The organism is Paenibacillus oryzisoli, assembly GCF_001653565.1.
GTDB lineage: Bacteria > Bacillota > Bacilli > Paenibacillales > NBRC-103111 > Paenibacillus_E > Paenibacillus_E oryzisoli.
The window spans coordinates 109,482-126,143 of sequence record NZ_LYPB01000071.1 but is presented as its reverse complement, the minus strand read 5'-3'; the positions used below and the strand labels follow the sequence as shown (position 1 = coordinate 126,143).

The 16,662-nt window shown below is 46.2% G+C and carries 15 protein-coding genes; 3 read left to right on the top strand and 12 right to left on the bottom strand.

Features of this window, described 5'->3' with window-relative positions; genetic code table 11:
• Positions 1 to 758: 758 nt before the first annotated feature.
• Positions 759 to 1,097, top strand: a complete 339-nt coding sequence (locus A8708_RS17150; RefSeq protein ID WP_204787572.1) for a DUF3889 domain-containing protein — start codon at positions 759 to 761, stop codon at positions 1,095 to 1,097.
• Here the strand turns inward: A8708_RS17150 and A8708_RS17145 are convergent.
• The 7 genes from A8708_RS17145 to A8708_RS17115 all read right to left on the bottom strand — a co-directional run bounded on the left by A8708_RS17145 (position 1,092) and on the right by A8708_RS17115 (position 9,387).
• Positions 1,092 to 2,411, bottom strand: coding sequence for a replication-associated recombination protein A (locus tag A8708_RS17145; RefSeq protein WP_068665562.1), 1,320 nt, complete (start codon positions 2,409 to 2,411; stop codon positions 1,092 to 1,094). The two genes, A8708_RS17150 and A8708_RS17145, sit on opposite strands and share 6 nt — an antisense overlap.
• A gap of 128 nt (positions 2,412 to 2,539) precedes the next feature.
• Positions 2,540 to 4,069, bottom strand: a complete 1,530-nt coding sequence (locus A8708_RS17140) for an MFS transporter (RefSeq protein ID WP_068665561.1) — start codon at positions 4,067 to 4,069, stop codon at positions 2,540 to 2,542.
• 13 nt (positions 4,070 to 4,082) lie between these two features.
• Positions 4,083 to 4,610, bottom strand: coding sequence for a PadR family transcriptional regulator (locus A8708_RS17135; RefSeq protein ID WP_068665560.1), 528 nt, complete (start codon positions 4,608 to 4,610; stop codon positions 4,083 to 4,085).
• A 143-nt stretch (positions 4,611 to 4,753) separates the two neighbouring features.
• Positions 4,754 to 5,512 (bottom strand): tRNA threonylcarbamoyladenosine dehydratase, encoded by a 759-nt coding sequence (locus A8708_RS17130; protein WP_068665559.1) that lies wholly within the window; start codon positions 5,510 to 5,512, stop codon positions 4,754 to 4,756.
• Between the two features lie 24 nt (positions 5,513 to 5,536).
• Entirely contained in the window at positions 5,537 to 7,315 is a 1,779-nt protein-coding gene (gene aspS, locus A8708_RS17125) for an aspartate--tRNA ligase (protein WP_204787579.1), read from the bottom strand.
• 46 nt (positions 7,316 to 7,361) lie between these two features.
• Positions 7,362 to 8,627 (bottom strand): histidine--tRNA ligase, encoded by a 1,266-nt coding sequence (gene hisS / locus A8708_RS17120; RefSeq protein WP_068665557.1) that lies wholly within the window; start codon positions 8,625 to 8,627, stop codon positions 7,362 to 7,364.
• 445 nt (positions 8,628 to 9,072) lie between these two features.
• The gene (locus tag A8708_RS17115; protein ID WP_068665556.1) at positions 9,073 to 9,387 is read right to left on the bottom strand and encodes a winged helix-turn-helix transcriptional regulator; all 315 of its coding nucleotides are present in this window, start codon (positions 9,385 to 9,387) and stop codon (positions 9,073 to 9,075) included.
• Positions 9,388 to 9,544: 157 nt separating this feature from the next.
• On the opposite strand from A8708_RS17115, the gene A8708_RS17110 reads away from it, so the two are divergent.
• A complete protein-coding gene (locus A8708_RS17110; protein ID WP_068665554.1) occupies positions 9,545 to 9,937 on the top strand; it encodes a DoxX family protein in 393 nt (130 codons plus the stop codon).
• Positions 9,938 to 10,514: 577 nt separating this feature from the next.
• Positions 10,515 to 10,823, top strand: a complete 309-nt coding sequence (locus A8708_RS17105) for a hypothetical protein (RefSeq protein WP_068665552.1) — start codon at positions 10,515 to 10,517, stop codon at positions 10,821 to 10,823.
• Positions 10,824 to 10,923: 100 nt separating this feature from the next.
• Here A8708_RS17105 and A8708_RS17100 read toward each other — a convergent pair whose 3' ends face one another.
• The 5 genes from A8708_RS17100 to A8708_RS17085 all read right to left on the bottom strand — a co-directional run bounded on the left by A8708_RS17100 (position 10,924) and on the right by A8708_RS17085 (position 16,632).
• Positions 10,924 to 12,888, bottom strand: coding sequence for an FAD-dependent oxidoreductase (locus tag A8708_RS17100; protein ID WP_338044207.1), 1,965 nt, complete (start codon positions 12,886 to 12,888; stop codon positions 10,924 to 10,926).
• A 136-nt stretch (positions 12,889 to 13,024) separates the two neighbouring features.
• Positions 13,025 to 13,198 (bottom strand): hypothetical protein, encoded by a 174-nt coding sequence (locus A8708_RS35495; protein WP_157264834.1) that lies wholly within the window; start codon positions 13,196 to 13,198, stop codon positions 13,025 to 13,027.
• A gap of 85 nt (positions 13,199 to 13,283) precedes the next feature.
• Complete coding sequence (dtd, locus tag A8708_RS17095) at positions 13,284 to 13,724, bottom strand: D-aminoacyl-tRNA deacylase (RefSeq protein WP_068665550.1); 441 nt, start codon at positions 13,722 to 13,724, stop codon at positions 13,284 to 13,286.
• Positions 13,725 to 13,748: 24 nt separating this feature from the next.
• Positions 13,749 to 15,935 (bottom strand): RelA/SpoT family protein, encoded by a 2,187-nt coding sequence (locus A8708_RS17090; RefSeq protein WP_068665538.1) that lies wholly within the window; start codon positions 15,933 to 15,935, stop codon positions 13,749 to 13,751.
• A gap of 184 nt (positions 15,936 to 16,119) precedes the next feature.
• On the bottom strand, positions 16,120 to 16,632 hold the full coding sequence (locus A8708_RS17085; RefSeq protein WP_068665536.1) for an adenine phosphoribosyltransferase: 513 nt from the start codon (positions 16,630 to 16,632) through the stop codon (positions 16,120 to 16,122).
• Positions 16,633 to 16,662 lie beyond the last annotated feature (30 nt).

Below are 16,662 nucleotides of genomic sequence, written 5' to 3'. Positions count from 1 at the left end.
TGGCTGGTGGAGGAGTGAGTTAGGTTTGGCTTATTGAGCTGGCTGGTGGTGGAGTGAGGTAGGTTTAGCTTATTGAGCTGGCTGGTGGAGGAGTGAGTTTTTGTGGTAGCAAAAATGTTTAACTGGAAAAAGTACAGCTATTTCGAAGGATTTCACTTAAAAAATAGAATTAGATGGAAAATAGGTAGTTAATCGGGACTCATTTCGTAAAATTGGTGCAAAAACTCTAATTTACCTGTAGAAAATCCAGTTATTCGAAATTTCAAGGAGTTTCCTCAAGAATTACCTGTATAAAATACATTTAATCACTATTGCTCCTCATAGGTACACCAAGTAGCTCCAAGTAAATTCATGTGCTTCGTAACACGCCTCCCCAGTACTAGTATAAGTTAGGCATAACACGCAACGTCATGAACTCCATACAACGCGACTCACACCCACGCCACACCCCTGTACTCAAACAATGTAATGCCTCACACGAATCGTCATACATGCCATTCCACGCGATGAGCAACACATACTGTCATACACGCTATTCAACGTGAGCTAACATACAGTGATCATTAATTCCTCCCCCTCGAGCCATGCGACAGACATCGCATTCAAGCTATCCTAAGAGCATTTTTATTATAAGATGATGTTTTTGCTGTTATTTACCGTTCATTATGGCGTATGCATGCTCCGACTGCCGCACACGCTACTAACGAAAGGTGTGAGCGATACTGAGCAAAATTATAGCTATTTTACTCATGTTTGGCTTGAGTTGGGTTGAATCTTCACCTGTATTGGCCCTAGACACCATCCAACATGGCAACAGTAGTCATGCCGTAAGGGCGCCTATGCATGACCCCTCTTATGCCAAGTGGAGCCGTCTTGCTTTTCACGAAGCTGGAAAGGTGTATACGTTGCTGGATTACAGATATATCGGAAAGTCTACCGTAGCACCTGGTGTTGTCCAACAGCAGTTCCGCTTCTGGGTCAAAAAGAATGGCACTGAATTCCCACTCATCGTGTCCATTCGATATGACCCTGTAACAGAAAAGGTATTTACCATACTGATGGAGCAAGAAAATAGAGGGACTCTACGGATTCTATGAATCTGTAGGCGTCCCTCTTCTTTTGTGTTGATTTTGCTTCATTTTCTCTTCTGTGCCCTGATTACTTGCGGCAAAAATAACTTCATGCTGAATCTCATCCGGCAAGTATTGCTGACGCACATAATGCCCCGGGTAATTATGCGGATACATGTAACCTTTATGACCGAGCTTCTCTGCCCCTTTGTAATGGGTATCCCGCAGGTGCAACGGAACTTCCGCTGACTTCACCCGCTCCATCATCTCCTGTGCACGCATGATGGCGAGCGGAATCGAGTTGGACTTCGGACTTTCCACAGCGAATAAAATTGCCTGGGAAATGATGTACTTCGATTCCGGCCAGCCTATCTTGTGGTAGGCGTCCATCGCCGTAACAGACTGAACCATCGCCTGCGGATTGGCGAGCCCGATATCTTCGCTGCAAGCGACGATGAGACGCCGCAGGAAGGTCATAGGATCCATGCCGAGCTTCTCGACGGCATAGAGGAACCAGAACAGCGCGGCGTCGCTAGAGCCGCGCACGCTCTTGTGAAAGGCGGACAAGACGTCATACTGCGTTGACTCGTCCGCTTTCACGATGGGGCGGCGGATCGACTCCTCCGCCACCTCGCGCGTGATATGAACCGTGCCATCCGGTTCAGGTGAAGTCGTCAGCGCTGCCAGCTCCAGCGCGTTCAGGGATCGGCGGATGTCCCCATTGGCCATCTGCGCGATGTGGAGAAGCGCCTCCTCGTCCACGTGGAGGCGCATGAAGCCGAGCCCCTTCACCGGATCGGCGATGGCTCTTCGCATGGCGATGAGCGCATGCTCCGCCGTGAGCGGCTCTAGCTGAAACAGCGTCGAGCGCGACAAGAGGGCCCCGTTCACATGGTGAAACGGGTTCTCGGTGGTCGCCCCGATGAAGATGAGGATGCCCTGCTCTACCGCAGGAAGCAGCGCGTCCTGCCGCGAGGTGTTGAAGCGATGGACTTCATCTAGAAAGAGCGTCGTTTTACGCCCGTACATCGCTTTGGTGTTTTTGGCCTGCTCAATGATTTCACGGACGTCCTTCACCGAAGCATCAACCGCATTGAGCTTCATAAATTCGCCTTGGGTCCGATTCGCAATAATGTTCGCGAGCGTCGTCTTCCCTGTCCCTGGCGGCCCATAAAGAAGAATCGACGTCACTTGATCCGCCTCAATCGCACGACGTAGGAGCTTGCCTTTGCCGACAATTTGCTCTTGGCCAATATATTCATCCAATGTCGTTGGCCGCATCCGGTCTGCGAGCAGCTTGCCTACGGGATCTTGTGATGATGCATATGTAAACAAATCCATGAGTAGTTTCCTTTACTTGTTATAAAAGTGGGTCTGTCCATTATACCTTGCCTAGAAAGGCATGTCATGTCAATCCAACCAAAAAACTCCTCCAACGCGCAGAGCGCACGCATGGAGGAGACAATTTTTCAATGAGAAACAACAGGTTCTTGTTGTGCATCCTGGCGAGGTGCTGGCACTGCAAACCGCAGTGGTCCCGCAATAAAAGCTGCGCCTAACCCGACAACGCCAAAGGCAATACTAAGGATAAAACCATGATTGATCGCAGTTCCTAGCGAGTCGCGCAGGAAGTTCATTGTATCTGGTGGCAGCGCTGAACCTGCTCGTATTAATTGCTCAGGGTTTCCCAAAGTAGCAAGTTTATCAAGCGGCATTTGATGTGCGGCAGCACCTTCCTGAATCAGGCTGCTATAGTTATTGTTCACAATAGTCGCCATGATTGACGCACCTAGTACCCCGCCAATATTTCGCCAGAACCCAACGATTGAGGAGCTGACACCAATATATTTGCGGTCAACACTCTGTGCAACAGCATTTTGAGCCACACTCATTAACGGTCCGATCGCACCAACCCCAAGAATGACCATAAGCAAGATCATATAGAATTTACTGGCATCATGACTGACTACGCTTAGCAGATAACTAACAACAATCCCCGCTGTCATACTGAAAGCGAAGACAGCACGGAAGCTGAAATAGCGCTGCAGGAACCCAAAACCAACGGCACCAACCATTAAAGAAAACATCATAGGCGTTAGCAAACTATTGGAATTCGCATTGCCCAGTACCGCTGTTGAGAAAATAGGCAAATAAGCAATGGCCGAAAACATAATCGCACCTTGACATAGACAAGCTAAGACTGTCGCTAAGACCATGCGGTTTTTGAACAGGGGTAACGGAAGAATGGGTTCATGCGCCCGGCGCTCCACTTGAATAAACAAGAATCCAATCACAACTGCGACGATTAACAAGCTAATAATTTGCCATGAACCCCAAGCGTAATCTTTACCACCGAATTCAAGCGCAAGCATCAGTGAAACGGTTGTTACAATGAGAAACAGCGTACCTAAATAGTCAATTTTCGGACGACGATCGGAACGTGATTCTTTTAGCGCAAAAAATAAGACGAGGAATGACAATACGCCCAGTGGCAAATTCACGTAGAAACACCAGCGCCACCCCCATGATTCAGCCAATAGCGTACCGATTTGCGGCCCAGCTACAGAAGAAAGACCAAATATCCCTGCAAACACACCTGACAACTTCGCCGCCTGCTTCGGGTCAGCAAATATCGTATAAATAATCGTAAATGAAATCGGGAAAATCGCCCCGGATCCGATACCTTGAATGGCACGGAATATAATAAGTTGGGTCATATCCTGAGCCATACCGCACAGTGCCGACCCAATGAGGAAAATCGAAATCCCAATCATATAAAATAATTTCCGACCAAACATATCTGACAACTTCCCAAATACAAGCATCGTGCTTGTAGAGGCCAGCATATAGGCGGTGAATACCCAGCTTATTTTATCAAAACCATTAATGTCGCTAATGATATGTGAAATCGCTGCTGATGTCACGGTGTTATCGAGTGCGGACATGAGAAGTCCAAGGGCCATCGCCAAAATAATCAAACCTGTTTTCCTATTCGCCATGTCGAAATCTACCTCACTTCTCTTTTACATTTTTCAAGCGTGCTATTCCTTCTGTCAGGGTAAGGATCTGACTTTCTGAATTGTTAATTCCAATTTGGATGCAAATTTCCTGTGTAGGCGACATATCAGGCTGACAATCCACGTACAGCTTACGTAATCGCTCCATATTTACTTTCGTTCGCACGAGGTACTCTTCTAACACACCAACCATAATAGCCGCCTCTACAAACTCACCAAAAAACAACCGTGTCATCGCATCTGATTTGAATTCATTGTCTTCGATTGGACTATACATGTACTTCTTAAATTGAAGCTTCCCCCCCTCTGTGATGGAATAGAGATTCTTGTTCGGCCTTCCTTCTTGAATGACGCTTTCCTTCGTAATCAAGCCATCCTTCTCCATCTTGCTAAGTGTAGGATAAATCGTGCCAAAGCTTGCGTTATTAAAATAGGATAGAATTGTCTCCATCTTATGCTTGATGTCATAGCCAGATAAGCTATGGTGCATGAGTAAACCCAAAATCACATCTTGGCTATTCATGTTATAAATCCTCCATTCCGTTGAAATGCATCTACTAACAATTATCAATGTACCAGAACACATATATCGAGTCAATATATATTTGTTCGATATATGTAAATACCAAAAAAAGGGACACCCATTTCCATGGATATCCCTCAACTTTATAATTTTTTCTTCGCACCAATCTCCAGCAAATCCTTCACAGCCGCACTCACCATGATAAGTCCCGCTACAGGAGGTACAAACGAATTACTCGCAGGCGGTTGTTTCGCTTTACGTCTATCTGGTGCATCCGCAGGCACGATTTGTTCAGTAACATCTTCCCGCGGCTTCATCGGCTCTTCCATCGAGAACACGACTTTAACGCCCTTCTTAATGCCCTCTTTACGTAATCTCTGACGAATGACACGTGCAATCGGGTCCATACTTGTTTTGGAAATATCCGCAATTTTAAATTGCGTTGGATCCATTTTATTCGCTGCACCCATGCAAGAAATCATCGGGATTTTACGTTCGAGACATTGTTTGATCAAATGAATTTTGTACTCAATTGTATCACTCGCATCCAACACATAATCGATCGGATACGCGAATACTTGCTCATACGTTTCCTCTGTATAGAACATCCGGAGGGAGATGACATCGCACTCCGGGTTTATTAAAAGAATACGGTCTCGCATTAGATCAGCCTTAGGCTGACCAACTGTCGTCGTAAGAGCATGGATCTGACGGTTAACGTTCGTAATATCGACGACATCCTTGTCAATAAGGATCAAACGTCCAATGCCTGAGCGCGCCAAAGCTTCCGCGGCAATGCCACCGACACCGCCAATACCGAGTACAACAACTGTACTATTCTTCAAAATTCCTAGACCCTCAGGTCCAATCGCTAATTCAGTTCGCGAAAATTGGTGAAGCATGGGAACACTTCCTCTTCAAAGTTCTTAGGCTTTCGCAGCAGGCTGCTTAAGCGCTAAGCGAATCGATAGTTGTTCTAGTTGTTTATCATCAACTGTTCCCGGAGCGTCCATCAACAAGTCTGTTGCGCTAGCTGTTTTCGGGAATGCGATCGTTTCTCTCAGGTTCGTACGACCTGTAATTAACATTACCAAGCGGTCGAATCCGAAAGCAAAACCACCGTGTGGAGGCGTACCGTATTCAAATGCTTCCAACAAGAAGCCAAATTGCTCATTCGCTTCTTCTTTGGAGAAACCAAGCGCTGCAAACATTTTCTCTTGTACATCACGTTGGTAAATCCGCATGGAACCGCCCCCTACTTCATAGCCGTTTAAGACTAGATCGTAGGCTTGCGCACGAATTTGACCTGGATCTGTATCGAAGAAATGAATGTCGTCTTCGTTCGGGCGCGTGAACGGATGGTGTTCCGCTACATAACGTTTCGCATCTTCGTCATACCCAAGTAGTGGGAAGTCTACAACCCATGCATATTTGAACACGGAGTCATCGATTAGGCCAAGTTGACGACCGATTTTCAGACGAAGGTTACCAAGCACGTCAGCGACGACTTTCTTTTTATCAGCAGAGAATAGAAGTAGATCTCCTTCTTCTGCCCCTAAACGCTCTGTCAGTGCAGCGATTTCGGCTTCGTTGAAGAATTTCACGATCGGTCCTTTGAACTCGCCGTCTTTCACTTGAATCCAAGCAAGACCTTTCGCGCCATAACGTGCTGCAAACGGAAGAAGATCGTCGATCTCTTTACGACTCCAAGTACCGCAGCCTTTGGCGTTCAGAGCTTTAACTTGTCCTCCGCCGTTTACTACGTTTGCGAACACTTGAACACCAGATGTAGACACGATATCCGATACATCTTGCAGCTCAAGACCGAAACGAAGATCCGGCTTATCGGAACCGTATTTCGCCATCGCTTCAGCATGTGTGATACGTTGGAAAGGACGTGCAATTTCAACATTCGCTGTTTCTTTCATCAATTTCACTACGAGCTCTTCAAGAATCTCAAGAAGTTGATCTTGGGATAAGAATGAAGTCTCAATGTCGACTTGCGTAAACTCAGGTTGACGATCTGCACGAAGATCTTCGTCGCGGAAACAACGAGCGATTTGGTAGTAACGCTCAAGACCACTAACCATCAACAATTGCTTAAAGATTTGTGGTGATTGCGGAAGCGCAAAGAACTCGCCTGGATGCACGCGGCTTGGTACCAAGTAATCACGCGCGCCTTCCGGTGTACTTTTCGTCAAAATCGGTGTTTCTACGTCAATAAAGCCTTGGGAGTCTAAGAAATTGCGGAATATGTTGGACGCTTTGGAACGAAGCATCAACGTACGTTGCATTTCTGGACGACGCAGGTCAAGGTAACGGTATTTCAAACGAACCGCTTCATCCACTTCAACGCCATCTTCAATGAAGAACGGAGGTGTTTTGGCTGCGTTCATGATTTCAATATGGGTTACTTGAACTTCGATTTCACCAGTCGGAATGTTTTTGTTAACCGTTTCTACATCACGCTCTACGACTTTCCCTTTAATTGCAAGCACGTACTCATTACGCGCACGGTCAGCAATAGCCAACGCGTCGCCAGAGAAATCCGGGTTAAACACGGTTTGTATTAAGCCACTGCGATCACGTAGGTCAATGAAAAGAAGTCCCCCAAAGTCTCGTCTTACCTGCACCCACCCGTTAAGTATTACTGTTTCGCCTACATGGGCTTTTGTTAGCTGCCCGCAATGATGTGTTTTGAGCATCATAATTGTTGTTGCCTCCTCGAAGTTTTATGAATGATGTTGCTATCTATTCGAATAGTGTCTTTGCAGCTTGTGAGGCCAGATCCACTAAACTTACCGTGATTTGATTCCCTGTTTCCATCTTCTTCAGCGTAATTTCGCCGCGCGCTAACTCATCATCACCAAGAATCGCTACATAAGTAGCTTGGAAGCGATCGGCAGACTTCATTTGCGCCTTCATCTTGCGGCCCTGATAGTCCTTCTCCGCTTTTAAACCTTGAACTCTTAGCTGGTGTAGAAGCTTCGTAACTTCTTTCTCCGCTGCTTCGCCTAATCCAATTAAGTACACATCAAGCGGCTCAGGCTTCGGAATTTCAACACCTTGCGCTTGCAGTACGAGCAGAATACGCTCAAGACCAAGTCCCAAACCAACTCCCGGTTGGTCTGTTCCATGTCCACCGATCTGTTCGACGAGACCATTGTAGCGTCCGCCCCCACCAATCGTGTCAATCGCACCAATACCAGCTGCCTTATATTCAAACGCTGTGTGCGTGTAGTAATCCAGACCGCGTACCAAGCGAGGGTTAATACGGAATGGAATCTCCATCGCTGTTAAGTGCTCTTGAACCTGTGCGAAGTGCGTGCTGCACTCTTCATCTAGAAACTCAAGAATGTCAGGTGCGCCTACGCCATGCTTTTGATCGATTTTACAATCGAGAATACGCATAGGGTTGCGATCATAGCGCGACTGACAATCCTTGCATAGCTGTTCCTTCACAGGGGCAAAGAAAGCTTGAAGCTGTTCGCGGTAAGCTGTTCTAACCGCTGGTGTACCCACGGAATTCACTTCCACGGTTACTTCTTTGAGCCCAATCTCTTTATAGAACGTGTAACCAAGCGCAATGACTTCAGCATCTATACTTGGATCCACCGATCCGAAAGCTTCAATACCGAACTGATGAAACTGGCGGTATCTCCCCGCTTGTGGTTGTTCATAGCGGAACATTGGCCCCACATAGAACAGTTTCGTCAGATCAGGAATACCATACAGTTTGTTTTCTACATAGGCTCTAACGACACCCGCCGTACCTTCCGGTCGAAGTGTCATACTGCGGTCGCCTTTATCAAGAAATGTGTACATTTCTTTCTCTACGATATCTGTCGTCTCTCCAACTCCACGCGAGAAAAGCTCTGTACTCTCAAAAATAGGCGAACGGATTTCTTTGTAATTAAAACGTTGACATAAATCTCTCGCTTTGGTCTCCAGGTACTGCCACTTCTCCACCTCACCTGGAAGCAGATCTTGTGTACCCTTTGGCTTCTGAATACTCATCTTGGTAACCTCCCTTTTTCTCTACTTACACACCTTGTGCACCTTTTTCTAAAAGCAAAAAATCCCCCATCCCCGACTTAGCGTCAGGGACGAGAGATCTGATTAACAAATTCACCCGTGGTACCACCCACATTCAGCAATGCCATGTTTCTTGCTTGCGCAATCAAACACAGCTTGCTCTTTGCGGTTAACGCCCGCTATTCGCACAACTACTACTTGGCACATGAGACTCATGGCTGTTCCCAGTTGGTCCTCGGGGAGGTCTGTTCATTCACTCATCATGGGAAGCTTGCAGCCTAGGCTTCCTTCTCTGTACATGTGGGGGCGAATTACTGTGTCCCTTCAATGGATCACATTCTTATGACATTACATTATGGTTATTGTAAACATTGGTAAGGGCAAAGTCAAGAGATAACCATCCTTACTTTACGTTCTCCACCTATATTTAGTTAAAAGAATCCGCCCATTTTTGTACTTCGTCCATGACGGGCTGAAGTCCTTTCCCTTTGGGTGTTAGTTCATATTCAATCCGAACCGGTGTTTCTGGATAAACATGTCGAATAATAATCTCTGCAGCTTCGAGCTCCTTGAATCTTTCCGATAGCATGCGATCACTCATACTTGGGATCAATACGGAGATATCTTTGAACCGCTTAGGTCCAGATAGCAACACATTCACGATAAGTCCTGTCCAACGTTTTCCCAGAAGTTCGAATGCATGCTCGAATTTGGGACATAGTTGATGTTGTTCATTTTCCATCTTAATCATCTCCTTCGAGTTCTTGCCGATAACGGCATCAAACACTCCTGTAAGAACTATTTTAACATAGTCGCTTGACAAAAGTAAGTGCTTCGTAATAATATACTAACATAAAGTAAGTTATTAAACAAAATATATTTAAAGAGGAGATGTTAGTATGGCATTAGGACTTCTTATTATTCGTTTGGTGATCGGGTTAACAATGGCAGCACATGGTACACAGAAATTGTTTGGTTGGTTCGGTGGTTACGGACCTAAAGGTACAGGCGGATTCTTTGATTCCATCGGTATCAAACCTGGCGTCATGATGGCGGTCTTAGCTGGTTTAATCGAGTTAGGTGGCGGGCTTCTCTTCGCCGCTGGTTTATGGACAGAAGTTGGCGCAGCTCTTATTATTATTACAATGATTATGGCGATTATTAAAGTACACGGCAAAAACGGCTACTGGGTAACCTCCAATGGGTATGAATATAATCTAGCATTACTTGTCATTGCACTTGGTGTTGCATTAATCGGTGCTGGCGAATATTCCATCGATGCGCTTCTGTAATAATTGAATTCCAAACCGTCCAGCCTAGGCTGTGGCGGTTTTTTGTATACAGTTGGCCGCGGGGCGGCAATTCCCGGAGGCTTTTTTGATCCTGTAAGTCGAATTTTTCGACTTACAGCCTCCGGGCGACGCTTTTCAGATCGCGTAAGTCGATTATTTCGACTTGCAGCCTCCGGGCGACGCTTTTCAGATCGCGTAAGTCGAATTTTTCGACTTGCAGCCTCCGGGCGACGCTTTTCAGATCCTGTAAGTCGAATTTTTCGACTTACAGCCTCCGGGCGACGCTTTTCAGATCGCGTAAGTCGATTTTATCGACTTACGCTCGCATGCACAAAGAAAATAGCCTGCAGCACGGAGCAGCAGGCTTTCAAAAGTTTATATTTTAAAGGGGGTCGACTATTAGTATATCCCCCCAAGATTAAAGGAACATGAAGTACGTATTACAATTTGATGACACTAAAATTGCGTTTACTTTCAACCATTTTCATTTCGTTTCATCCGTATATTCAGCCTAATTTCACATATACATGTACTACAAGGCAGATGGCCTTGAATACAACATCTGGAGGCTGTAACAATGACACTACAAAACGAGTTTCAAGAGGAACGTCAAGATCTCGTGGTGCTTTTCTCGGAAGAATCCGAAGCCGAAACTGCTGACGAAGTAACTGCTGACGAAGAAGCAGCCGACGAAGAGGCCATTGAAGAGTCGGAACCTGAAGCTGAAGAAGAAGAAGCGTCTGATGAGGAAGAAGTAGACGCTGAGGAATCAGAAGAAGCCCAAAGTGAGGAGTCCGCTGACGAGGAGCCAGAAGCTGCAGATGAGGAAGAATCAGAGGAATCCGCAGAAGCAGAAGCGGATGAAGAAGCTGCTGACGAAGACTAAGAAATGTAACCGCATTCACCCTTTCTTCCATAGCCTCTTACAAAACTAAGAGCCTTACAGCCACATCTACTGCGGCAATAAGGCTCTTTATTGATGTATGCTACGGCTTACCCGTCAAACCAATCTTAACGTCACGAATCATCATGTACGTGTCCCCATTGGTCAACTTTTGCTTATCTGCAATACCGCTAATCGTTGCAGCAGTTAGCAATTTCCCCTCTACGAGCTTCGCTTGCGCTTCAGCCGCTGTGGCTTGAATACCTAGTGCTTGGGTAAATGTGTAACTAGCTTGCTCAAGCGTCAATGGGACCTTGTCCGCATTCTCTACTTTAGCAATGGCTTGGTTAACATCCCCTGTAAAAGCACCTGGTTTCATCTTCCTTGCACCACCAACCACATTGACCATTCGCTTCGGATTGGCCACGTCATCTAAGCGGAAGTTATTATCATAAGCACCGGATGCCAATCCAAGCATCAAGGCTGTTTTCAAGCCCTCGAATGACTTATGTTCCATAAATGGCTGAGGTTTAATGGTCATCGGCTGAATTTCCATACCTTGCTTATTCAGCTGAGCCTGCAGCTTTGCGATCATATCTTTGGAAGCTGAAATTTGACGGAAAGTCATGTTCTCAGCTTTCGCCAAGCTCACCGCAGCACCCGCTGCCTCCCCTTCGGCCATACCCGTCGGCATAACACGTGCACTTCCATGGGGAAGGGTGTCATAACTTGCCGCTCTGCCTACAACAAGTAAACCATCGATTTTCTGCGGCACGATGCTGCGGAAAGGAATCGCGTATTGTTTAGGCTTACACACGACATTACCTGAGTCTGTGGGTGAGATACGCTGGATGTCGACGGGATAAGATCCGAAACCGATGCGATCCCATTGATCCCCATTCGTACATACATCGACGATCGTCAATCGGTATTCGCCCTGCATGTGCCTAGTTTCTCTCACATAAAGCTCTGGTGCGGAACCATCGAGCTCAACCGAAGAGAACTCCGGGAACGTTTTCTGCATATATGCAACAATATTCGGCAGTTCCTTTTTCCCAATATCGAATGCCTCTTGCACCGACTTCGGATCGAAGGTATCTACGCCAAAAATCTGCAAGGCATTAATAAGCACGGTATTGTTATTTTGCCTCCCCATATTGAGGCCTCTCATCTTGGCTCTTTCCTTGTTAAGTGCGGGATAGTTACTCATTTCACTGTATCCGAATACACTCACATCCGTAACACCCGTACCTGAATTGTCATCGCCATTTAACCGGTTGGCCATCAACTTCCATACTTCAGGCGTAACATTCTTCAAACGGAAGGCTAACGTGACAGCCATTTTGGACTTGGGATCCCCGATATCCTCATGCCCCATTGTAAAAGGAACGCCCGCGGCAGCTGCGAAATCACCATCTTGCGTCGCATCGATAACGGATGGGGCTTTGACAACCTGCGTGCTGCCATTTTCTAGTGTGATTGTCGCACCTTGAACCGCATTTTTATTGGCCGTAAGCAGTGGATCAATCTTCTTCGTTTTCATCAAGACATCAATATTCTTCTCGTTCTTTACGGCTTCGTAGAAGGCATTAGCCGCTGTATTCACATCGAAGGAATCACCTTCTGTTTTGGCATACCATTCCGAGAAATACCCTTTGTTCCATACGTCATCTTTGCCCAGCAAAGTTTTGTTCGTTGAATAATTGTTATCAAGCGAGTTGATCCATCCAAGCGTCATCAATCCACCTAGGATTTCACGATCTCGTCCATCAACAAGCAGCGTACTTAATCCATTCCGCGCTGATGAGACCGCAGCGGCCACACCTTCTGGATCCGTACCAATGACAATGACATCATAGGCTTCTTTTGCCTTCTTAACCGATTTCACTTCTTCAAGAGCTTGTTGCTGATCACTGTGTCCCTTGGCGTTCTTGTGGTGATTATATTGAAAGTACATGGCGGCTGTTGCTGCAACCAACGTAAGTACAATCAATCCTACCATTAACCATAGCCAACCTCTGGATGTCGATTTGTTGCGATTCGAATTTGCCATTACGACTTTAAGCACCCACCTTTATCTCCTGCATGTCTTACAATAATTCCATAGGCTAGTTTACCACAATTTAATCGAGGAGAGAAATTCTGCCTCTGACACAAATAAAACCACGCTAGGCTGACGAACAGCACAGACGTGGTTTTATGAATTACCGGAACGATTTCTTAGGAATGCTTCTCATTTTTTCCTGTTCAGAAGTGAATTCTGCACTAATTTCAACATCCGCAAAAGCATTAGCTTGACTCATTCGCTCCGCCATGGAGGTATGAAACAATTGCTGTATCGGGGCAGTTATCATCTTTTCTTTTATGGATTGGCGCATCTGTAGGCTCCTAACCGCTAGTATATACATGTATAGTATAACCAGCGTCCAAGCTGCCTATCCTGAAACCCCTCACTCAAACAACTTATTTACTATCGATCATCAAGGTAACAGGTCCCCAATTCGTCAAGGAAACATCCATCATTTCACCGAATGCCCCCGTTTCAACATGCAACCCCTGTTCTCTAAGCAATCTGTTGAACTCCTGGTACAACGGTTCCGCTTGTTCGGGTCTTGCCGCTGACATGAAATTCGGGCGCTTGCCCTTACGGCAATCCCCATACAACGTAAATTGAGATACAGATAAAATGGCTCCGCCTGTCTCAAGAACAGACAAATTCATTCTACCCCCTTCATCTTCAAAAATACGGAGCCCGGCCACTTTATCTGCGAGATACTTCGCATCGTGTTCGGTATCTTCATGGGTTATACCAACCAACAGCATAAGTCCCTGCCCGATACGACCGATAGTTTGATCATTGACGGTTACTTCCGCATGTTTACAACGTTGAACAACTACTCTCATCGTTCCGAAATCCCCTTAATCTACCTAGGTCTGCATAATCCGTTGAACGGAGTATATATCTTTGACACGCTTTATTTTCTCTACAACTGACTGCAGATGATCAATATTTTTAATCAAAATGGTCATATGAATCGTTGCCATCTTATTCTTATCGGAGCGGCCAGATACAGCTGAAATCATCGTCTTGCTCTCGGAAACAGCTTGCAGCACTTCGTTTAAGAAACCGCGACGATCATGGCCGGTGATCTCAATTTCAACATTGAAATTGGATTCAACAGCTTCTGCCCAATCCACTTCGATAACCCGTTCTTCCTCGCCCATACTCGTCGGAATGTTCGTGCAATCCGAGCGATGGACAGAAACGCCGCGTCCACGAGTAATATAGCCAACAATGAAATCACCAGGAACTGGATTGCAGCATCTCGCAAATCGAACCAGCAAGTTGTCTACACCTTTAACACGAACGCCATTCGTAGGACGACTTTTGCGCTCCGCAGAAGCAGGCGCTTTGACTTCTTTCACTTCGCTACTCAGCTTAATAATCTGAGCTTCTTCCGCTTCCTTGCGCATCTTCTCTGTTAGCTTGGTGCATATTTGTGCAGCCGTAATACCACCAAAACCAACTGCCGAGAGCATGTCTTCAATATCGCTAAAATTAAACTTTTTCGCTGCCTCCAGCATCTTATCATCGCTCATCAAGGTTGGAGGATCGATGGCTAAGCGCTTAAGCTCGCGCTCGATCATATCCTTACCTTTTTCAACGTTCTCTTCACGCTTCTCTTTCTTAAACCATTGCTTAATTTTACTGCGTGCGTGAGAGGATTGCGCGATCTTGATCCAATCTTGACTTGGCCCATAGGAATGCTTAGACGTTAGGATTTCAATGATATCGCCGGTTTTGAGCTTATGATCGAGCGGAACGATCCGCGAATTGACTTTGGCACCAATGGTACGGTTGCCGATTTCGGTATGAATCCGGTAGGCAAAATCCAACGGAACTGCGCCTGCAGGAAGCTCGATAACTTCCCCTTTGGGCGTAAATACGAAAACAAGATCAGAGAAGAAATCCATCTTCATGGATTCCATGAACTCAGACGCATCGTTTGTTTCGTGCTGAAGCTCCAGAATCTCGCGGAACCAACTCATTTTATCCTCGAAGGTACCCGATGGAACAACAGTTCCACCTTCCTTGTAAGCCCAATGCGCCGCGATCCCGAATTCGGAGGTACGATGCATTTCCCATGTCCGAATCTGAACCTCTAGCGGCTCGCCCTTCGGCCCGATAACGGTCGTGTGCAAGGATTGATACATATTCGGCTTCGGCATCGCAATGTAATCCTTGAAGCGGCCAGGCATTGGTTTCCACAACGTATGAATGATCCCCAAAGAAGCATAGCAATCTTTGATGCCGTCAACAATGACGCGCAACGCCATAAGATCGTAGATCTCATTGAATTGCTTGCCGCGGGAGCTCATCTTCTTGTAAATGCTGTAGAGATGTTTGGGTCTACCCGAAATATCCCCTTGAATCCCCATCTCATCCAATTTCTCTTTGATGCTGTGAATGACATCCTCAATGTACTGCTCACGCTCGGTCCGTTTCTTCTGCATGAGATTCACGATCCGGTAGTACTGCTGCGGATTCAAATAACGGAGGGCAATGTCCTCCATCTCCCATTTGATCGTGGAAATACCAAGTCGATGCGCAATTGGGCAGAAAATCTCCAGCGTTTCTTCCGCGATGCGGCGCTGACTTTCTTCCGATTGATATTTGAGGGTCCGCATATTATGCAGACGATCCGCAAGCTTAATCAGAATAACCCGAATATCTTGCGCCATCGCAACGAACATTTTGCGGTAATTCTCATTCTGTTGTTCTTCTTTGGATTTGAACTTAATGCGCTCCAGCTTCGTCAAACCATCAACGAGCATCGCACAGGTTTTCCCGAATTTATCTAGAACAGTCTCCAACGAAACTGTTGTGTCTTCAACCACATCATGCAGAAGCGCAGCAATCACCGAAGTGACATCCATCTGCATATTCACCAGTATATCTGCAACAGCGAGCGGATGCAGAATATAGGGCTCACCTGATTTGCGCACTTGGCCATGATGGGCTTCATCCGCGAATTCATAGGCCTCCCGAATCCTCTGCAAATCATTCTCTTTCAGATAGGTGGCGGCCTTTTCCAGCAGCTGCTCTATACCCATGCATCTACCCATTCCCTTTAGTTGATTTTTATTCATTATGCCTGCAAGTCAGGCCCCTCGTCAACTATTCACGTACAGGCTTCGACAAAAAGCATCATTGCTGCCGCGAACTTGCCACATTCACACCGTAGAATGCTATGAAAAAGAGAATCGAACAACGAGCATTCGATTCTCTAACCCTGTCTTAGTATTGAACGAGTGAAACGACATCGAAACCTTCGAATTTACTGCGGCCATCCAAATACGTAAGCTCGATTAAGAAAGCAGCACCGACGATTTCTCCACCAAGCTGTTTAATCAAATCTACGGACGTTTGAATCGTTCCGCCTGTTGCAAGCAAGTCATCGGCAATTAGCACTTTCTGACCCGGCTTGATCGCATCCTTGTGCATAGCCAGTCTATCTTTGCCATATTCCAAACCATAATCCGCTTCAATCGTTTCACCAGGCAATTTGCCGCTTTTGCGAATAGGAATAAAACCCACGCCGAGTGCTGTTGCCAGAGGGGCTCCAATAACGAATCCACGCGCTTCTGGACCTGCAATGACGTCAATTTCTTTGTCTTGAATGAGTTGTTTTAATTGCTCGATGGCTTCTTTGTACACAGGCCCATTCTGTAACAGTGTTGTAATATCTTTGAATCGAATGCCTGGTTGCGGAAAATCCGGGATAACGCGGATATAATCTTTGAAATTCATATGATTTCCTCCAATGTAAACTCTGTTTAT

Bases quoted from the DNA above. Each gene is read 5' to 3' on its own strand.
- A8708_RS17145 (WP_068665562.1), bottom strand. From the start codon at position 2,411: ATGGATTTGTTTACATATGCATCATCACAAGATCCCGTAGGCAAGCTG.
- A8708_RS17140 (WP_068665561.1), bottom strand. From the start codon at position 4,069: ATGGCGAATAGGAAAACAGGTTTGATTATTTTGGCGATGGCCCTTGGA.
- A8708_RS17135 (WP_068665560.1), bottom strand. From the start codon at position 4,610: ATGAATAGCCAAGATGTGATTTTGGGTTTACTCATGCACCATAGCTTA.
- A8708_RS17130 (WP_068665559.1), bottom strand. From the start codon at position 5,512: ATGCTTCACCAATTTTCGCGAACTGAATTAGCGATTGGACCTGAGGGT.
- aspS (WP_204787579.1), bottom strand. From the start codon at position 7,315: ATGCTCAAAACACATCATTGCGGGCAGCTAACAAAAGCCCATGTAGGC.
- hisS (WP_068665557.1), bottom strand. From the start codon at position 8,627: ATGAGTATTCAGAAGCCAAAGGGTACACAAGATCTGCTTCCAGGTGAG.
- A8708_RS17115 (WP_068665556.1), bottom strand. From the start codon at position 9,387: ATGGAAAATGAACAACATCAACTATGTCCCAAATTCGAGCATGCATTC.
- A8708_RS17110 (WP_068665554.1), top strand. From the start codon at position 9,545: ATGGCATTAGGACTTCTTATTATTCGTTTGGTGATCGGGTTAACAATG.
- A8708_RS17105 (WP_068665552.1), top strand. From the start codon at position 10,515: ATGACACTACAAAACGAGTTTCAAGAGGAACGTCAAGATCTCGTGGTG.
- A8708_RS35495 (WP_157264834.1), bottom strand. From the start codon at position 13,198: ATGCGCCAATCCATAAAAGAAAAGATGATAACTGCCCCGATACAGCAA.
- dtd (WP_068665550.1), bottom strand. From the start codon at position 13,724: ATGAGAGTAGTTGTTCAACGTTGTAAACATGCGGAAGTAACCGTCAAT.
- A8708_RS17090 (WP_068665538.1), bottom strand. From the start codon at position 15,935: ATGGGTATAGAGCAGCTGCTGGAAAAGGCCGCCACCTATCTGAAAGAG.
- A8708_RS17085 (WP_068665536.1), bottom strand. From the start codon at position 16,632: ATGAATTTCAAAGATTATATCCGCGTTATCCCGGATTTTCCGCAACCA.